Raw genomic sequence first — 17,112 nt, 5'->3', positions numbered from 1 at the left:
TTCTCAATATCGCTTCGCGCTCCATTTTTCTTACGCGCTCATCCAGCCATGATTGAATCCCTTGCATCGCCCACGGAGACGAGCCGCCCCGCCTCCGCCTCGTCGGAGGAACCTGGCGAAAACGGAGCCGGGGGCCTCTCGGAGGCCACCTCGGCCAACCTTGGCAAAAATGACTTTCTAAAGCTGCTCACGACGCAGCTCAAGAATCAGGACCCGTCGAGCCCGATGAAGGGACGCGAGTTTGCCGCGCAGCTGGCCCAGTTCAGCTCTGTGGAGCAGCTCAACAACATTAGCTCCCAGATCGAGAACCAGGAGAGCAGCAACAACGGCCTCGCCCAGAGCATCAATGACAGCATTGCGACTGACCTCATCGGGCGCACGGTGGAGACCTCCGGCAACACCATGCAGTGGACGGGCGAGGGGGAGGCCACCTTTGGCCTCGACCTGGAGCGCCCCGCCGCCGAGGCCACGGTCACGATCCGCGATGCGGGCGGCAACGCGGTCCACACGCAGACCCTCGAGGACGTGTCGAGATCGGCGGAGGTATCGTGGGACGGCACCGCGGACGGCGGCGGGCAGGTGCCCGAGGGCACGTACTCGGTGGACGTGAGCGCCACGAGTGGGGGCGGAGACACCATCCAGGGGACCGCGCGACTGGAGGGCACGGTCGACCGCGTAACGCTGAAGAACGGGGGGACGTCTCTCTGGATCGGCGGCGCCCAGGTGTCGATGGGGCGCGTCGAGAGCATCGCGGCCCAGTAGCCCCCGAACGCATTCGTCGATGCTTTTGATGGGCAACTTGCCACCCCATGACGGTCCACCAGCGACAAGGCCGCGTCTCGCCGGACGCGCTCCGGCAGACGCCTGCACAAGACCCGGCGTCGCCCGAAGGGCCGCCCACGGACACGGACGAGGCCTCGTTTGCCGACCACCTGGAGGCCGCCCAGGAGCAGACGGACGACATTGAACTCTCCGGGCATGCCAAGCAGCGGGTCGCCCAGCGCAACATTTCGCTCGACGCCAGCCAGCGCCAAGAACTTGCCGACGCCATGACCGAACTCGACGACAAAGGGGCCCAGGACGCGGCCGTCCTCCGCGAGGACGCCGCCTTCGTGGTCAACGTGCCGAGCCGGACCGTCGTCACGGCCCTCGACCAGACCGAGATGCAGCAACGGGTCTTCACGGACATTGACAGTGCCGTCCGGCTCTAGCTCCCTCACGATACACTCTGCGAATCGCTTTTTGAGTACTTTCCGGCGGGACCCACGTCTTGTCCCTCATGGGATTGTCCCCTACGGGACGGGGCACGGGACGCCGGTGCGCAGCCGACCGACCGACGCTGCGCGCGTTTCGACGCTTTCTTTCTACACCAACCCCCTGAGACCTTATGAGTCTTCAGTCTTTGAGCATCGGCGTCTCCGGCCTTCGCAGCCACCAGACGCGCCTCGACACGGTCAGCAACAACATCGCAAACTCAAGCACCACCGCCTTCAAGCGCCAGCGCGCGGCCTTTAGCGAAGAGCTCGGCCAGTCGATTCTGGGGGTCGGGCGCACGGCGGGCGGCTCGGCCATCAACCCGTCGAAGGTGGGGCGGGGCGTCTCGGTCGCCTCCATCGACCGGAACTTTGGGCAGGGCTCGCTCAACGACACCGGAATCAAGACCGACCTCGCCCTGAACGGGGACGGCTTTTTCGTCGCCAGTCCCAAGAGCGGAGCGGCGAGCGACCAGCGCCGCCTCACGCGGGCCGGCAACTTCTCGTTCAACCAGAACGGCGAGCTCGTGACGGCCAACGGCCTGAACGTGAAGGGCTGGGAGTTCGGCGATGACGGAAATCTGCAGACCGGAGAGTTGAAGGACGTTCAGTTCGACCCCAACGCCCAGTCCTCTGCCAAGGTGACGGAGAACGTCTCCATCGGAGGAAACCTCTCCGCCGACTTGTCAACCAACGGAGGAAGTCCCGGAGAGACGACCAGCATCTCCACAGTCGTGTATGACAACCAAGGAGAATCGAAGTCCCTCACGGTGGATTTTGAGCGCACCAAGAGCCGCGACGAGGGAGATGGGACCGACGAGTGGGAGTTTACGATCAAGGACGGGGAAGGAACCCCCCTTGACCCCCCTGGTGGCCCGAGCCCCAACACACTCGAGTTTGACGCGGATGGCAATGTGACCTCGGTCGACGGGACCTCCGTCGACCCCAACAACCCCGGCACCTTCGAAGCCGATTTTAACTGGGACATCAACGACGACGGGAGCGACGAAACCCTCAGTCTTGCATTTGGAGACGAGAACGGCGGGTCAGTGACGCAGTACTCCGGCTCCACCACCACGACCGTGACCAGCCAGGACGGGCGGTCCTCCGGAGAGCTGGCCGGCTTTCAGTTTACGCCGGAGGGGGCGCTGGAGCTCAACTACACCAACGGCGTCCAGGACCAGCTCTTCCAGCTGGCGATCGGCAATGTGAACAACCCGAACGGCCTGGAGCAGCAGGGGGACAACTTCTTCACCACGACCAGCGCGTCGGGCGACCTGCAGCTCGGGCAGGCCGGCCGGGACCTGCAGACGTCGGTGGTGTCCGGGTCGCTGGAGTCGAGCAACGTGGACCTCTCGAAGGAGTTTTCCGACCTCATTCGGGCGCAGCGGAGCTACCAGGCCTCCGCCCAGATCATCACGACCGCGGACGAGGTCCTGAACCAGACCGTCCAGCTCAAGCGGTAGGCGAACGCCCTCGTGGCGCCGCGCAGCTCGGGGTCTCGTGACGCCGACGGGCCCCGAGCCGGATTAAGAATCGACCGCGGCCGCCGATAACGAAGAGTGAATTGCAACAATTGCGTTTTTCTTTCACTGCCGCCCCGATCTGTTTCCATGCGCGAATCAGACTCTCAAACCGAAGACGTCCGCCAGTTCGTCAGCTTCATCGTGGCGGAGGAGGAATTCGGGGTCGATATCCTGACGGTCCAGGAGATCATCCGCCCCGTCGACATCACCCGCGTGCCCCACGCCCCCGACTTCGTAGAGGGCGTGATCAACCTGCGCGGCCGGATCCTCCCCATCATTGACCTGCGCACGCGCCTGGGCTTTCCGGAGCGCGACCCGGACGAGGACACGCGCATCTTGGTGGTGGAGCTGGAGGACCAGACGGTCGGGTTTGTGACCGACTCGGTCCGCGAGGTCCTGCGCGTGGAGGAGAGCACGATCGAGCCGGCCCCCGACCTGGCCGTCAACATCGACACGCACTTTTTGCGGGGCGTGGCGAAGCTTGACGAGCGACTGCTCATCCTGCTGGACCTGGGCGGCATCTTCTCCAAGGAGGAGGCCGAGGCCCTCCAGGGCATGGAGGACGACGAGGCGGAGCCCGCCGCCCAAGTCGCGGCGTAATCGGTGTTCGCAGGCCCCCAGCAGGTCCCCCAGAGGAGGTACGCATGAAACGGTCGAACGCAGCGGAGGCGACGCTTTCGAAGAAGACGTTCGATCGCCTGCGGGACATCATTCGCGAGCAGGCCGGCCTCGATTTTCCCGACGGAAAACGATACCTCCTCGAAAGTCGCGTCAAGTCCCGGCTCCTGGCGCAGGGCCTCCCCGACTTCGAGACGTACGCGGACCGCCTGGAGCAGGACCACACCGGCGAGATCGCGAAGCTGGTGAATGCGGTGACGATCAACGAGACGGCCTTCTTCCGGCACCCGTCGCAGTTTGAGGCCCTGGAGGCGTCGATCCTGCCCGAACTGGTCCGGCGACGCCAGCAGGAGCGGGCGAACACGATGCGCATCTGGAGTGCGGCCTGCTCGGCCGGCGACGAGGCCTACTCGCTCGCCATTCTGGTCCGGGAGGTGTTGGAGCCGCGCCACCCGCAGATGAACTTCCACATCGTGGGAACGGACATCGACACCGAGGTGCTCGAGGCGGCGCGGACGGGGCGCTACCGCCAGCGGGCCGTCCGCAATGTGCCGGCGTCCTACCTGCGCACGTACTTCGACCGCTCGGGGGACACGTTCGTGATCAAGCCCGCCGTCCGCGAGATGGTCGACTTTCACGCCCTCAACCTGACCGATGAGGGGGACCGGCGAACGATGCGAAACTTCGACCTCATCATGTGCGCCAACGTGCTCATCTACTTTAACGAAACGGCCAAGCGAGACGTGCTCCGAGGCCTGTACCGGTCGCTGCGCCCGGGGGGCTACCTGTTCGTCGGCGGATCGGAGGCCCTGGGCGGGCTGGACATTCCCCTGGAGCCGATCCGGATGGAAAGTGCCCTCGCCTACCAGCGCCCCACGAATGGATCGCCCTCCCCTTAGCCCTTCCCTTGGACTTACAGGACCCGCTCCAACCGCGTTTTGCTCACCCTCACGCGTTCCTTTTTTACTCCAATCCCCTGCCGTGCCCATGAAGTTTCTGATTGTCGACGACTCTCCCACCATGCTTCGCATCATCCGGAATGCCCTCCAGAAGATCGGCTACGACGACATTGTGGAGGCCGAGGACGGCGAGGATGCGCTGGGGAAGCTTGAGGACGCCGATCCCGACTTCGTCGTCACCGACTGGAATATGCCCAACATGAACGGGGTGGACCTGACCGCCAACATCCGAGATCACCCCGAGTACGCCGACGTTCCGATCCTGATGATCACGACGCGCGGAATGAAGGAGGACGTGAAGACGGCCATGAAGGCGCAGGTCAACAACTACATCGTGAAGCCCTTCGAGCCGGAGGTGCTCGAGGAGAAGGTCGACAGCTGCCTCGAAGCGGTTGCGTAGACCCCTTCGTCCCCCACTTTTCTCTGACCCGTCCCCAGTTTTTGCCGTTCCGCTATGTCATCGCACCAGCAGGTCCAAAAATTTCTGGACAAGCTCGACGAGCTGCAGGCCATCTTCGTCCTCAGCCGCCGCTTTGCGCCCTTCCTGGACGAACTGTTCGACTTCGTCCAGGACATCACCGTCCTCCTCGAAGAGGTGAACACCACCATTCGGACGCGGTCCGGACACATGGAGCGCGCGACCGAGCACCTCAAGAGCGTGACGGAGGCGACGGAGGTGGCCACGAGCGAGATTCTCGACCACTCCGACGAGGTGCTGAAGGACCTCCGAAGCATCGAGGACCAGCTGTCGACGCTCGAAGATCAGTTTGCCGAAGAAGCGGAGGCCGACAATCAGATTTTGACCCTGCTTCGGGACGAACTCGGGGAGGAGCACGACGAGCTGGTGGATGAGGTGGCGCGCATCCAGGACGAAAAGCAAGACCTGCGAGACGAGTGGGCGGGCCAGCTTCAGGAGACCCGCGACTCCCTGTCCCCCATCCGGGACCGGATGAACCAGATCATGATGTCCTTGCAGATGCAGGACATCACGGAGCAGCAGCTCTCCAGTGTGAACCACCTGATCGGAACGGTCCGCAACCGGATTGACGCGTTGCTCACCCGGATTGGAACGGGCGAGGCCGATCGCGAGGAGGCCCCATCCGCGGAGCCCTCGCGCACGGCGACGTTCAACATGAACGCCGAGTACGACCGCTCCGGCGACAAGCAGCGCATGGCCGACGACCTGATGGCAGGCAACGAGGGGGGCGCCCCGGCGGGCCGAGAGAACGGAGGGGGGCCGGGCGGCACGTCGTCGCAGCCCGCAGCGCCGAACGGCGCGTCCGCAAACGGGGGCGGGGCGGCCTCACAGTCCGATATCGACCAGATGTTCGACGGCGGCGGCGGGGACAGCCCCGACGGGGGCAATGAGGGGGGCGAGGCGGCCTCCCAGGAGGAGATCGACGAGCTTTTTCAGTAGGGCCCGCGCCCAATGCGCCCCCCGCGGCCCCTGGTTCTTCACACGGCGCACAATCTGTTTCCGGTCCCATGGACGAACAACACCCCCTACACGACGACAGCATGCAGGAGATCGTCGAGAGCTTCGTGGTGGAGGCCACGGAGATCTACGACGGGCTCGAGGGCGATCTCTTGCAGCTCGAAAAGACGCCCGAAGACGAAGAGCTCGTCGATAGCGTCTTTCGGGACGTGCACACCGTGAAGGGCACGGCGGGCTTCCTGGACCTGGAGCAGCTCAGCACACTTGCGCATCGGTTCGAGGAGGTGCTCGACGCGATGCGGGACCAGGAGGTGGACTTCGAGCCGGCCATGACCGACGTGATGCTGTGCGCCTTCGATCACATGAAGGTGCTCACCCAGCAGGTCATCGACCGGGAGCTGGAGCCGCTCGACCTGGAGCCCGTCCTGGATGCCCTGGAGGCGATCAACGAGGGGACGTTCGAGGCGGGCGCGGCATCCCTCCCGGACCCGGACGCGGCGGACAGGGCCGGGGGCGGCGTGGCAGAAGGAGGCGACGAACTCGTGTCGACCGATTCGAACAACGGAGCCTCCGACACGTCATCGGACGACGCCTCGACCTCTTCCGAGGGGGCGGAGGACGGGGACGACAGCGGGTCGGACAGCACGGCGCCGGACACCATCCGCGTGGAGGTAAGTCGCCTCAACCAGCTGATGGACCTGGTCGGCGAGCTCGTACTGGGGCGCAACCGGCTCCTCCAACTCATCACCGAGGCGCGCACCGAGCACGACGCACGGTCGGGCGCGGACGACACCCCTCGCTTCGGCTCGCTGCTCACGGAGCTGGAAGAGGCGAGCGACAAGGTCGACTACACGACCACGAATCTGCAAAGTGCCATCATGCAGACGCGCATGGTGGAGGTGGGGCAGGTCTTCGGCAAGTTCCCACGCGTCGTGCGCGACCTGGCCCGCGAGTTCGACAAGCAAATTGACCTGACGGTCGAGGGGGAGGATACGGAGCTGGACAAGTCCCTGGTGGAAGAGATCGGGGATCCGCTCCTGCACCTCGTCCGCAATGCGGCGGACCACGGCATCGAACCGCCCGAGGAGCGGAAGGAGAAGGGAAAGGACCCGCGGGGCGAAATTCACCTCTCGGCGTCGCACGCGGGCAACCACATCATCATTGAGATCGCCGACGACGGCGCGGGGCTCGACCCGGACGCCCTGAAGCAGAAGGCCGTTGAGAAGAACGTTCTGAGCGAGGACGAGGCCAAGGACCTGAGCGACACCGAGGCGTACCAGCTCATTTTTCGGCCGGGCTTTTCGACCACCGAAGAGGTGGGACAGGTGTCGGGGCGCGGCGTGGGGATGGATGTGGTGAAGACCAACCTGGCCGAGCTGAACGGCACCATCGACATTGAGTCCACCCCTGGAGAGGGGACGCGCTTTACGCTGAAGCTCCCCCTCACGCTCGCGATCCTGCAGAGCATGCTCGTGCGCGCCGGGACGGAGACCTTCGCGGTTCCGCTCTACGCCGTGTCGGAGGCCGTGCGCCTGGAGCCGGGCATGGTGGAGACGATCCAGAAGGGGGAGGTTATCGAGCACCGGGACCGCGTGATTCCTGTGATGCGGCTCGGGGAGGTGCTGGACGTGCAGTCTCCGGACGCCGGGGGGCAGCGCGCCGACCGCCTCGCGGAGGGGGACGACGCGTACGCCGTGATCGTGAGCGTGGCCCACCGCCGCGCCGCCCTGGTCGTCGACGAGCTGATCTCCCAGGAGGAGGTCGTCATCAAGTCGCTCGGCGACTACCTCAAGTCGGTGTCGGGGATCGCCGGGTCCACCATCCTGGGCGACGGGCAGGTCATTATGGTGCTCGATGTCGGCGAATTGATTCAGAAGGAGGAAGCCATCTCCGGAGACGAGACCCCCGACGCCGTCGATGCGGAGGGCCCGCCGGCCGCCCCCTCGGCGTAGCCCCCGTTCATCACAGCCGTGTCCCCCACCGTTTCTGCGTCCGCCATGATCCGAGTCCTCGTTGTTGACGATTCGCTGGTAATGCGGAAGGCCATCTCACGAATCCTCGAGCGGGCCGACGACATGACGGTCGTGGACACCGCCGCCAACGGGGTGGACGGGGTGGAGAAGGCGCGACGACTGGAGCCCGACGTGGTCACGATGGACGTCGAGATGCCAAAGATGAACGGCATCGAGGCCGTCCGTCACATCATGGAGACGTCTCCCCGGCCCATCCTCATGCTGAGCTCCTTGACCGAAAAGGGGGCGGAGGTCACGATCAAGGCGATGCGGGCCGGGGCCGCCGATTTTGTGCCAAAGGGCGGCTCCACGGCGACCCTCCGCACCGGGGATGTCGAGTCGAAGCTCGTTGAAAAGGTGCGGGCGCTTGCGCAGTCGGACGCCCAGCTCTTCGAGGAAGACGCTGCGACGGCGGGTGGGGCCCGTGAGGCCCGGAAGGGGGGGCGCTCCGCTTCTGCCGCCCCGCGCGCCGGAGCCTCCTACGAGCTGGCTGTCATCGGGGTGTCCACGGGTGGGCCCATGGCGCTCCAGCACGTGCTTCCCGACCTCCCCGCCGACTTTCCGGTGCCGGTGGCGGTGGTGCAGCACATGCCGCCCCAGTTTACGCGTTCGCTCGCGGACCGCCTCGACGCCCTCAGTGCGCTGGACGTGGCCGAGGCCGCCGAGGGCATGCGCCTCCAGGCCGGGCAGGTGGTGATCGCCGCGGGGGATCGGCACCTTGCGTTCGAGCGCCGCGAGGGCATGCTCGTTGCCCGAACCCCAAACACGCCCCGGGACGAAGCCCACCGTCCTTCGGTGAATGTGATGTTTCAGTCCGCCGTCGAGGCATGTCGGGACGACGTGCTCGCCCTCGTAATGACGGGCATGGGGAGCGATGGACTGGAGGGCGTACAGCAGGTCAAGGACAGCGGCGGCACGGTGTATGTCCAAGACAAGGACACGTCCGTGGTGTACGGAATGCCCCGGGTTGTCTCGGAGGCCGGCCTCGCGGACGACGTCTTCGCGCTCGACGCCCTGGCGGGCGCGATGCAGAACGCAGTGGGGGCCCCCGCCCGGCCGTAGTACGCGACCCGTCCCAATCAGGCAGAGGCACGCTGTTTGTGCAGTAGAGGGGCGGACGGTCGTGGCTCAGTGAATCCGATTCGTTATGGTCCCCTCCCCTCTCCGCCTCCCGGGTTGTCCCGTCGTCGTCGGCGGAGTACTCCTCCTTGCCGCCTTGGGAAGTGAGGCGTTTGCGCCCTCCGCATGGGCACAACGCGGTCCCCACGTGGGCGAGCACGTGCGACAGGTCGCCCAGAACGCACGGCCCGAAGCGCCCGCCCGCTCGACCCGTCGCCGACTCCGAGACTACGAGTCGTACGTCCAATACTTCTCGGGCCTGGCGTACACCCGACGCGGCGTGAACCTGAACACCAACTTCGTCCGGGCCCTGATCGCGGCCGAGTCCGGGGCTCGGCCGCGGGTCGTCTCGTCGGCCGGGGCCGTCGGGCTCATGCAGATCCGGCCCGAGACGGGGCGCCGGGCCGCCCGTGCGCTCCACGCGACCGGCTACGACTTTCGGTTCGTCGACCGGCAGCGCCTTCGCAATGTGTCGGCCGGGGATCTGAAAGACCCGGCCCTCAACATCCTGATCGGCTGTTACCTGCTGGACCGCTACAACGCGGAGTTCGGGGACCACCTGGCCCGAACGGTGGGGGCCTGGAACGCGGGCCCGGAACGCGTGCGCCAGCACCGCGGCACGCCCCCCTACGCGGAAACCGTCGAGCTCATCCGCCGCGTGAACGCCTTCTATCTGTTCTTTCAGCGCCGGGGCGGGTAGTAGGCCCGAACGCTGCGAGAAGCCCCTGCGCACCAGTTTAAAGGTCTCCGGTCGCCGCCGATGTCTACGGGTGAAGTGTGGTCTCCTCGACGCTCCTCCCGAGTTCGGCTTCCTTTCAGCATGCGCATGCGTACTCTTGCCCTCCTCCCTCTTCTTGTTGCCCTTCCCGCCGCGGGGGCCACGCCGGTCTTTATCGGGGCCCGCTCTCCGGCGGACCCGGGCCCGGCCGACGCTCTTCCCAGCGCGGCGACCGGCCCGAGCGCCGGACTGGTGCAGCAGATGTTTTTCCCGAATACGATGCGCCCGGACCTCGAACGGGTCCGGCTCATCTGGAAGCGTGGCCTCCCTCCGGTGGCACCGAGCCGGGACTGGGCCGATGCCGGGGCGTCCGTGACCATTGAAGAGAACAACGGGTCGATCCAGATTCTGCTGAACGAGCAGCCGGGACAGGCCACGGCCCTCAAGGTACCGGAAGAGCACCAATCAAACGCCAAGCTCATCGCAGCGGCCAACTGATGCACGTTCCCCTCGGAGCGTGTCGCAGGCCGCGGTGCGCTCCGCCGTCTCCTCCTTCCGGTAGCTGGCGCATTGCTTGACGTCTCGATACATGTCCTTGCGGTTTTCGAATCTCAACCTCGGTCCCCGCTTCATCCTGCTTCTGTCCATCGGGGCCGTGGGCTTTATCCTGCTGTTCCTTGCCTTCGTCCTTCACTCCCTCAACCAAACGGAACGTGAGGTGGAGCGGCGCGGGCACCTCATGGCCGAGACGATGGGACAGCAGTCCATCGTAGAGTTTAAGATGAGCGACCAAACCGCCCTTGAAAGAACCCTCAAGCGGACCGTAGACGGCAGTGCCGCGCTTGCGGGCGGAGTTTACGGGCCGGAAGGCGCCCTGATCGTCTCGTACGGGCTGGAGGACGCGTTGCCGTCCCTGACGGAGGGGATCGAGACCGAGGAAGACGGCGAGACGAGTCGCTGGATGGAGACCACCGCCGGCACGTCCGCGCTGGTGACGAGCTCGGAAGTGGTGAGCAACGGAACGAAGTTCGGGTCGATCCTCACGGTGATGCCGCCGGACATGCTGCAGGAGACGAAGCAGACGAGCTACCTGTTCGCGGGCGGCATCATCGTAGGAATTGGGCTGCTGGGTGTGTTTATCGTGATGGTCTTGCGGCGCACCGTGGCCCGGCCCGTCAACGCGCTTCGGGAGGCAGCCAACCGGGTGCGCGACGGCGACCTGAACGTGCAGGTGGAGGCGGACCAGAAGGACGAGATCGGCCAGCTCGCCGATGCCTTCAACGCGATGGTGGAGGCCAGCCGGGAGACGACGGAGGCCCTCGAAGAGAAGTCGGCCCAGGCCGAGGAGGCCCTGGAGAAGGCCGAGACGCTGCAGCACGAGGCCGAGGAGGAGCAGGCGTACCTGCGCGAGCAGTTCAACCGCATTTCCGAGGTGCTGTCGGCGGTGGAGGCGGGCGACCTGACCCAGCGGCTGACGGTGACGGAGGACGACGCGGTGGGCCGGCTCATGCAGCAGGTCAACGCGATGATCGAGCAGCTGGCCAATCTCATTCGGGAGGTGGAGGCCGCCAGCAGTCAGCTCTCTACGGCGGCGGAGACAACAGCCTCCACGGCGGCAGAGATGTCGGCCGGCACCGAGGAGCAGGCCGAGCAGACGACGGAGGTGGCGGCGGCCGTGGAGCAGATGTCGTCGACCGTGGCGTCCTCGTCCGAGCACGCCGAGCAGACCAACGGGAAGGCCCGCCATGCCTCCGAGCTCGCGGAGAAGGGCGAGCAGGTGTTCGACCGTACCACCCAGGCCATGGAGCGCATCGTGAAGGTGGTCAACGCGTCGTCCGACAAGGTGTCGGCCCTCGGGGAGGCGAGCGCCGAGATCGGCGACATCGTGCAGGTCATCGAGGACATTGCCGATCAGACCAACCTGTTGGCCCTCAACGCGGCCATCGAGGCCCAGCGCGCCGGGGAGGAGGGGAAGGGGTTCGCCGTCGTGGCCGACGAGGTGCGCGAGCTGGCCGAGCGCACCACCTCCGCCACCCAAGAGATCTCGGACGTGGTTGGGCAGATTCAGGCGCAGATCGACGAGGTCGTGACCTCGATGGACAAGGGCACCGACGAGGTGGAGAGCGGGCTGGCCCTCACCGAGGAGGCGTCGGAGGCGCTCGGAGAGATTACGGCCTCCATCGACGACATGGCGACGACGATCGACCAGATCGCGGCGGCGACCCAGGAGCAGTCGGCCACGACGAGCCAGATTGCCGAGAGCGTCGAGTCCATCTCTGGGGTGGCCGACGACGTGTCGAACTCGACGACCCAGCTGGTGGAAATGGCCGACGACATGTCCCGTCAGGCCGAGGCCCTGAGCGACCTCATCGAGCAGTTTGAGGTCTCCGAAACGGCGAGCTCCGCCCGGGCGTCCACCCGGACTGTGTCTGCGGGCGGCCGCAGTGGGACGACGGTCGGGGCCGCCTAGCGGTGGGCACAGGCCGACTCCCCCACCACGGCCCTCCGCGCACGAAACGGACTCCAACGAGGGAGCGGCGGGCCCCGAGATGCTTAAGGAGCGCTCCGACGCGCCGATAACCACAGGTGCGCCGGATCCCTTTTGCTTCCCGTCTCGCATCATGAACCGTTTTGCTCTTGGCCGTTGGCCGCCCGTCCCCGTGGGGAGGCATATCCTGTCCCTCGGGGCCGTCGCGACCCTCGGCACCGTCGCCGTCCCGTCTCCTCCCTGGACGGGGGGTGGGAGCACGAGGTCCGTGCCGGCGTGCGCGACGCTCCTGCCGGCCGGGCGCCCCCCTGCCCCACTCGCCCTTCTGGCGTGGGCCCGGTCGAGGTTGCTTCTCCTCCTCCACCACTTCGTCGGGCTCGTTGCGCTCGGGGAGCCGCAGCAGGACTGTGCGTACCGGGGGGCGGCGAGGGCATCGCCGGACACGCTGCGCGGCCCCCAGCCATCGTCGTCGGAGAAGGCCGAAGGCCCGCTGAGGACGCCCTCGTCCACGAGGCCGGACGGGCCCGACTAAGCGGGGCGGGCGCAGGCGCCAGCATCTGCTCGGAGACCGTGCGGGCGGCACGATTTTCCGGGGCGGCGCCCGGGGTTCTTTCCGACTCACCTTCTCCTGACGGCGTTCTCCAAACGGAAGCGACATGAAAAAATCGGCCTTCATCGGTCTGGTTAGTGGCTTCGCCCTTATCACCGGGTCCATCTTGGTCGGCAATACGTGGGGGAAGTTTTTCGACCCGGCCTCGCTGCTGGTGGTGGCCGGGGGCACGGCCGCGGCCGTGGTGATCAATTACTCGTTCAAGGACCTCAAACGCCTGCCGGGGATGACCCAGCAGATCTTCACGTTCAACCCGCCGTCGCTCCAGCGTCACCTCGATCAGGTCAGCAACATGGCCCGCACCGCCCGCCGGGAGGGGGTCCTCGCGCTGGACCAACACCTCGACGACATTGACGATGACCTCCTCCGCTTCGGCCTCGAACGGGCCGTCGATGGAATGGGGGAAGACGAGATTGCGGAGCTGCTCGACCAGCGCATCGCGGAGAAGCGGCGCCGGCATCAGCTCGTGGCCGACGCTTTCACGAAGGCGGGCACCTATTCCCCCGCGTTCGGCATGGTGGGGACCCTCATTGGCCTCATTCAGATGCTGAACAACCTCGACGACCCGAGCAAGATCGGCTCGGGCATGGCGACCGCCCTGGTCACGACCTTCTACGGGGCTGTCCTCGCGAACCTCGCGTTTCTGCCGCTCGGCAACCGCGCCCGAAAGCAGAACAAGCGCCGCGCGAAGGCCCATCACATTGTGCGTGAAGGGGTCCTCGCCATCGCTCGGGGGGACAGCCCCCGCATGATCGAGCAGCGTCTCGGCTTCCTGCCGGACGGGGAGGAGGGGGAGGCGACGGCGGACGAGGCGGCGACGGAGGGCGCCACCGATCCCCAGACCGCTACGGCCGCCGCATAGCCATTCAATCGTTCGGGCTCTTCTGATACTTTGGGCTTCCCTGCGTTTCCATGAGCAGCGCTGAACCCTCTTCCGGCCCCGGTGAGGACGACGGCGACGACATGCCGACGGCGCCGTTCTGGATGACGACCTACGGCGACATCATGACGCTCCTCGTGACCTTCTTCGTCCTCCTGATCTCCATGTCGGAGATCCGGATGAAGAAGTTCAAGGACGCGATCAGCAACTTCCAGCGGCAGCCCGGCATGTTCGCCGGAAGCAAGTCCGTGGTCCCCTCCGATCACTCGTCGGCCTCCACCGAGACGCGCCAGCGCTCGCAGAAATACGAGCAGTTCCTCGACGAGATCGAAGCGCGCGGGCTGGGGGACAAGATTCAGGCAAACCTGACGGAGGACGGCATTCACGTCGTCATTGCCGACTCCCTGATGTTTCGGACCGGGCAGGCCCGCCTGATCGAGCCGTCCCGGACGGTGCTGCGCGAGCTGTCCAACCTGCTCAACGAAGACGTGGGGTCGGTCGTCGTGGAGGGACACACCGACAATCGCCCGATCGACACCGAACGGTTCCCGTCGAATTGGGAGCTGTCGACGGCCCGGGCCGCGTCGTCGGTACGTTTTCTGCAAGAAAGTGCCCCCGACTACGACCCCTCCCGCCTCCGGGCGACCGGGTACGGGTCCACCCGCCCGCGTGCCTCCAACGAAACCCGAGAGGGACGGGCCCAGAATCGTCGTGTAGAAATCATGTTCAACTGGAGCTCATGGGACAAGGATCAGACGACGTCGACGCGTCTATTCCCGAATCGGACGGCGAAGACGGAGCCGTGACGGGGGACGGCGAGTCGACGCTTATCGAACGTCACTTCCTGCTGCTGCTGGCCATCACGCTCGGATTTGCAGGGGTCGCGGGGGTCGGGGTTACGTATGCCGATTACGGCGGTGTGGGAAAGACGCTCCGGTCGATTCCCTATGTGGGGGAGACGGTCGGAACGCCCGGATCGGTGCCGTACGCCGACCAGATTGCGGGCGCCCTTCCGTTCGTGGGGGGAGGCGCCGACGGGGGGACAAAGTCCCAAACGCTCGGCGCCCTTTCGAAGTTAGAAGGGCTTGTGGTCAATCCCGCGCAGTCGCAGGGCAACCGGTATTTGGCCGTCAGTATTGCCTTCGAAACAGGAACCCCCGAAGGAAAAAGAAAGCTGGAGAAAAAGAAAGTCATCATCAAAGATGCCGTGCTGCGGCTGCTGTCGGAGCGAACGGTCGAAGAGCTGTCCGATCCTGAACGACGCGACGGCCTGAAAAAGGCCCTGCGCGATAAGGCAAATGGGATTCTCAAGGAGGAAACGGTCGACCGGGTCTACTTTACGGAATTCGTTTTGCAGTGATGTAGGCCACGGGCGCGGGGACGCTCGATGATCTTCCCAACTGCACTGCAGCGCCGGCATGTCGAAGCCCCTCAGTCAGGAGGAAATTGACGCCCTTCTCGGCGACGCCGAGGCGGAAGAACAGGAGGAGCGTACCGGAGGCGACGGAAGCAGGCCGGGCGACGGCCGGTCGGACAAGGAAAAGCAGGCGCAGCCGTACAACTTCAAGCGGCCTCGTCTCTTTTCGCAGACCCAGAAGCGCATCCTGAATCAGGTGCACGAGTCGTTTGCGCGCGACCTCTCGGTGTATCTGTCCGCCCAGCTCCGCACCATCGTCGACATATCGCTGACGGCCGTCGACCAGGTGCTTTACTCCGAGTTTGTGATGTCGAGCGCCCCGCCGTCGGCCCTCTACGTGCTGCGCGAGGACGAGCTCGAGTACCGGTCGATCTTCGAGATTGACCCCCGACTGGTGGCGTACACCATCGAAAAGCTGATGGGGGGCGACGGGGAGCTGATGGAGGAGTCCCGCGAGGTGTCTCCGATTGAGCAGCGCATCATGAGCCGCGTCATGAAGCGGGCGTACCGGAAGCTGGAGCAGGCGTGGGAGAAGGCCTTCGACCTGTCGGTGAAGGAGGTCGCCTTCGAGTCGAACGCCGAGTTCGTACAGATTATTCCCGCGGCCGAGCCGGCGCTCGTGGCGTCGTTCGACGTGCGCGTCTACGACGAGCCGTCGTTTATCAACATCTGCTACCCGTACCTCATGCTGGAGCAGATGCTGGGACGCTCCGGCATGGAGCAGTGGATTTCCAGTTCCACGACGGCCACCGACCCCGAGGTGCGAGAGCAATACGAGGAGATGCTTCGCGAGACGCAGGTGGACGTAAGCGCCGAGTTGGGCCGCACCGTCCTGCCGGTCACCGAGCTGGCCCGGCTGCAGGAGGGCGACGTCATCCCCCTCGACCGCAAGACCGACGATCCCGTCACGGTCTTCGTGAACGACAGGCCAAAGTTTGAAGCCGTGCCGGGCCGTTCGGGACGGACGCGGGCCCTGCGCATCACGTCCGTACAATCCCCCGACGACGTTGAGTTTGATTCCCTGACCCCTTCCCTTGACCATGACTCAGAACACGCTGACGACGCACGTACAGACGGCACTGACGGCACTGGAGACGCTGCTGGAGCAGCTGAGCGGGAATGACATTCCGCTCGACGCGTCGGCCCCGGAGCAAATTGCCGACCGGTCGCCGGAAGACGCCCTTCAGGACGACCTGCAGGCCCGCTTCATTCTGCACGCCGCCGACCGAGGCGTGGTGGTGGCCCTGGATCCGGACTGGGTCTCCCTCTTCTCGGAGGCCATGTTTGGCGAGGAAATGGCCCCTGACGCCGAGGGGGCCCTCGACCTCATGCAGGAGGTGTCCTCGCAGGGCTTCGGGACTGTGCAGAGCACTCTGGCGGAGGAGGGCCTGACCCTCCCCGAGGTGCAGTTCGACGCGGCCGCCCCAGGCCAACCGCCCCCGGCCCTCGACGGGGCCGCGTGGCTCGTGCCGTTTACCGCGCAGCGGGACGGTGGAGAGTTGGACGGGTTTGCGCTCCTGCCGGACGGCGAGGAGACGGCCGAGCCCGACCGCCCCGCCCAGCAGGCCGCCACGGAGACCGCGCAGTCGTCGGGCGCATCAGGGGGCGGTGCCCCATCGTCGGGCGACGATTCGGAAAGCGTCGAGGTGTCGCCCGCCGCCTTCAGTGAGCTGGGCGACGAGGAGATCGGCGGGGATGGCGAGTCCGGCACCTTCGAGCTGCTGGCGGACGTGGACCTGGAGGTGCGCGTGGAACTGGGCCGCCGGGAGCTTCCCCTCGCGGACGTGCTGAAGCTTACGAGTGGCAGCGTGGTGGAGCTGGAGAAGATGGTCGGCGAGCCGCTCTCGGTGTACGCCAACGGGCGCCTGATCGCCGAGGGGGAGGCCGTGGTGATCGATGAACAGTTTGGGGTGCGGATCACGAATCTCGCTTCGGAGGGAAGCCGCGAGAAGGCATTTTTCTAGGCGGACACGGCGGTGGCGGAGAAAGAACGTGAGGGGAGATTTTCGGCTGGCATCGTTTTCGCAGACAGAGGGGACGGCCATCGGTTCCTCTGCTTCTGCCCTGCTCATCGACC

18 protein-coding genes are annotated in these 17,112 nt (G+C 65.8%); all 18 read left to right on the top strand.

All coding sequences use genetic code 11. From position 1 onward, the window contains the following. Nucleotides 1-48 precede the first annotated feature (48 nt). The 18 genes from V5A20_RS02205 to fliN all read left to right on the top strand — a co-directional run bounded on the left by V5A20_RS02205 (nucleotide 49) and on the right by fliN (nucleotide 16,999). Entirely contained in the window at nucleotides 49-762 is a 714-nt protein-coding gene (locus V5A20_RS02205) for a flagellar hook assembly protein FlgD (protein ID WP_332316035.1), read from the top strand. 47 nt (nucleotides 763-809) lie between these two features. Next, complete coding sequence (locus tag V5A20_RS02200) at nucleotides 810-1,211, top strand: TIGR02530 family flagellar biosynthesis protein (protein WP_332316034.1); 402 nt, start codon at nucleotides 810-812, stop codon at nucleotides 1,209-1,211. A gap of 176 nt (nucleotides 1,212-1,387) precedes the next feature. Then, nucleotides 1,388-2,719 carry a flagellar hook protein FlgE gene (locus V5A20_RS02195; protein WP_332326624.1) on the top strand — a complete coding sequence of 444 codons (1,332 nt, stop codon included), beginning with the start codon at nucleotides 1,388-1,390 and terminating at the stop codon, nucleotides 2,717-2,719. Between the two features lie 147 nt (nucleotides 2,720-2,866). Next, entirely contained in the window at nucleotides 2,867-3,379 is a 513-nt protein-coding gene (locus V5A20_RS02190) for a chemotaxis protein CheW (protein ID WP_332315213.1), read from the top strand. Nucleotides 3,380-3,423: 44 nt separating this feature from the next. Further along, nucleotides 3,424-4,296, top strand: a complete 873-nt coding sequence (locus V5A20_RS02185) for a CheR family methyltransferase (RefSeq protein WP_332315212.1) — start codon at nucleotides 3,424-3,426, stop codon at nucleotides 4,294-4,296. Nucleotides 4,297-4,384: 88 nt separating this feature from the next. Next, the gene (locus V5A20_RS02180; protein WP_332315211.1) at nucleotides 4,385-4,756 is read left to right on the top strand and encodes a response regulator; all 372 of its coding nucleotides are present in this window, start codon (nucleotides 4,385-4,387) and stop codon (nucleotides 4,754-4,756) included. A 54-nt stretch (nucleotides 4,757-4,810) separates the two neighbouring features. Continuing rightward, nucleotides 4,811-5,773, top strand: coding sequence for a hypothetical protein (locus V5A20_RS02175; protein ID WP_332326623.1), 963 nt, complete (start codon nucleotides 4,811-4,813; stop codon nucleotides 5,771-5,773). 68 nt (nucleotides 5,774-5,841) lie between these two features. Then, entirely contained in the window at nucleotides 5,842-7,743 is a 1,902-nt protein-coding gene (locus V5A20_RS02170; RefSeq protein ID WP_332326622.1) for a chemotaxis protein CheA, read from the top strand. A gap of 45 nt (nucleotides 7,744-7,788) precedes the next feature. After that, nucleotides 7,789-8,865, top strand: a complete 1,077-nt coding sequence (locus V5A20_RS02165; RefSeq protein WP_332315208.1) for a protein-glutamate methylesterase/protein-glutamine glutaminase — start codon at nucleotides 7,789-7,791, stop codon at nucleotides 8,863-8,865. Nucleotides 8,866-8,950: 85 nt separating this feature from the next. After that, a complete protein-coding gene (locus V5A20_RS02160) occupies nucleotides 8,951-9,622 on the top strand; it encodes a lytic transglycosylase domain-containing protein (protein ID WP_332326621.1) in 672 nt (223 codons plus the stop codon). A gap of 126 nt (nucleotides 9,623-9,748) precedes the next feature. Further along, nucleotides 9,749-10,138, top strand: a complete 390-nt coding sequence (locus tag V5A20_RS02155; RefSeq protein ID WP_332315206.1) for a hypothetical protein — start codon at nucleotides 9,749-9,751, stop codon at nucleotides 10,136-10,138. A 91-nt stretch (nucleotides 10,139-10,229) separates the two neighbouring features. After that, entirely contained in the window at nucleotides 10,230-12,110 is a 1,881-nt protein-coding gene (locus tag V5A20_RS02150; RefSeq protein ID WP_332326620.1) for a methyl-accepting chemotaxis protein, read from the top strand. A 151-nt stretch (nucleotides 12,111-12,261) separates the two neighbouring features. Continuing rightward, the gene (locus V5A20_RS02145; RefSeq protein WP_332326619.1) at nucleotides 12,262-12,660 is read left to right on the top strand and encodes a hypothetical protein; all 399 of its coding nucleotides are present in this window, start codon (nucleotides 12,262-12,264) and stop codon (nucleotides 12,658-12,660) included. 124 nt (nucleotides 12,661-12,784) lie between these two features. Continuing rightward, on the top strand, nucleotides 12,785-13,600 hold the full coding sequence (locus tag V5A20_RS02140; protein ID WP_332315204.1) for a motility protein A: 816 nt from the start codon (nucleotides 12,785-12,787) through the stop codon (nucleotides 13,598-13,600). Nucleotides 13,601-13,650: 50 nt separating this feature from the next. Then, on the top strand, nucleotides 13,651-14,424 hold the full coding sequence (locus V5A20_RS02135) for an OmpA/MotB family protein (RefSeq protein WP_332326618.1): 774 nt from the start codon (nucleotides 13,651-13,653) through the stop codon (nucleotides 14,422-14,424). Beyond that, nucleotides 14,358-14,978: a flagellar basal body-associated FliL family protein gene (locus tag V5A20_RS02130; protein WP_332315202.1), complete on the top strand. Its 621-nt coding sequence runs from the start codon at nucleotides 14,358-14,360 to the stop codon at nucleotides 14,976-14,978. Before V5A20_RS02135 ends, V5A20_RS02130 begins: the two co-directional genes overlap by 67 nt. Before the next feature lie 58 nt (nucleotides 14,979-15,036). Beyond that, on the top strand, nucleotides 15,037-16,158 hold the full coding sequence (fliM, locus tag V5A20_RS02125; RefSeq protein WP_332315201.1) for a flagellar motor switch protein FliM: 1,122 nt from the start codon (nucleotides 15,037-15,039) through the stop codon (nucleotides 16,156-16,158). Then, entirely contained in the window at nucleotides 16,076-16,999 is a 924-nt protein-coding gene (fliN, locus tag V5A20_RS02120; RefSeq protein WP_332326617.1) for a flagellar motor switch protein FliN, read from the top strand. The genes fliM and fliN overlap by 83 nt, the downstream gene beginning before the upstream one ends. Nucleotides 17,000-17,112: the final 113 nt, after the last annotated feature.

It is taken from the genome of Salinibacter sp., assembly GCF_036626415.1.
GTDB lineage: Bacteria > Bacteroidota > Rhodothermia > Rhodothermales > Salinibacteraceae > Salinibacter.
This window is presented reverse-complemented; position numbering and strand designations above follow the sequence as displayed.

Coding starts and splice junctions, on each gene's coding strand:
- V5A20_RS02130 (WP_332315202.1), top strand. CDS start 14,358: ATGGGACAAGGATCAGACGACGTCGACGCGTCTATTCCCGAATCGGAC.
- V5A20_RS02155 (WP_332315206.1), top strand. CDS start 9,749: ATGCGTACTCTTGCCCTCCTCCCTCTTCTTGTTGCCCTTCCCGCCGCG.
- V5A20_RS02170 (WP_332326622.1), top strand. CDS start 5,842: ATGGACGAACAACACCCCCTACACGACGACAGCATGCAGGAGATCGTC.
- V5A20_RS02160 (WP_332326621.1), top strand. CDS start 8,951: ATGGTCCCCTCCCCTCTCCGCCTCCCGGGTTGTCCCGTCGTCGTCGGC.
- V5A20_RS02150 (WP_332326620.1), top strand. CDS start 10,230: ATGTCCTTGCGGTTTTCGAATCTCAACCTCGGTCCCCGCTTCATCCTG.
- fliM (WP_332315201.1), top strand. CDS start 15,037: ATGTCGAAGCCCCTCAGTCAGGAGGAAATTGACGCCCTTCTCGGCGAC.
- V5A20_RS02145 (WP_332326619.1), top strand. CDS start 12,262: ATGAACCGTTTTGCTCTTGGCCGTTGGCCGCCCGTCCCCGTGGGGAGG.
- V5A20_RS02195 (WP_332326624.1), top strand. CDS start 1,388: ATGAGTCTTCAGTCTTTGAGCATCGGCGTCTCCGGCCTTCGCAGCCAC.
- fliN (WP_332326617.1), top strand. CDS start 16,076: ATGACTCAGAACACGCTGACGACGCACGTACAGACGGCACTGACGGCA.
- V5A20_RS02175 (WP_332326623.1), top strand. CDS start 4,811: ATGTCATCGCACCAGCAGGTCCAAAAATTTCTGGACAAGCTCGACGAG.
- V5A20_RS02185 (WP_332315212.1), top strand. CDS start 3,424: ATGAAACGGTCGAACGCAGCGGAGGCGACGCTTTCGAAGAAGACGTTC.
- V5A20_RS02135 (WP_332326618.1), top strand. CDS start 13,651: ATGAGCAGCGCTGAACCCTCTTCCGGCCCCGGTGAGGACGACGGCGAC.
- V5A20_RS02165 (WP_332315208.1), top strand. CDS start 7,789: ATGATCCGAGTCCTCGTTGTTGACGATTCGCTGGTAATGCGGAAGGCC.
- V5A20_RS02190 (WP_332315213.1), top strand. CDS start 2,867: ATGCGCGAATCAGACTCTCAAACCGAAGACGTCCGCCAGTTCGTCAGC.
- V5A20_RS02180 (WP_332315211.1), top strand. CDS start 4,385: ATGAAGTTTCTGATTGTCGACGACTCTCCCACCATGCTTCGCATCATC.
- V5A20_RS02140 (WP_332315204.1), top strand. CDS start 12,785: ATGAAAAAATCGGCCTTCATCGGTCTGGTTAGTGGCTTCGCCCTTATC.
- V5A20_RS02205 (WP_332316035.1), top strand. CDS start 49: ATGATTGAATCCCTTGCATCGCCCACGGAGACGAGCCGCCCCGCCTCC.
- V5A20_RS02200 (WP_332316034.1), top strand. CDS start 810: ATGACGGTCCACCAGCGACAAGGCCGCGTCTCGCCGGACGCGCTCCGG.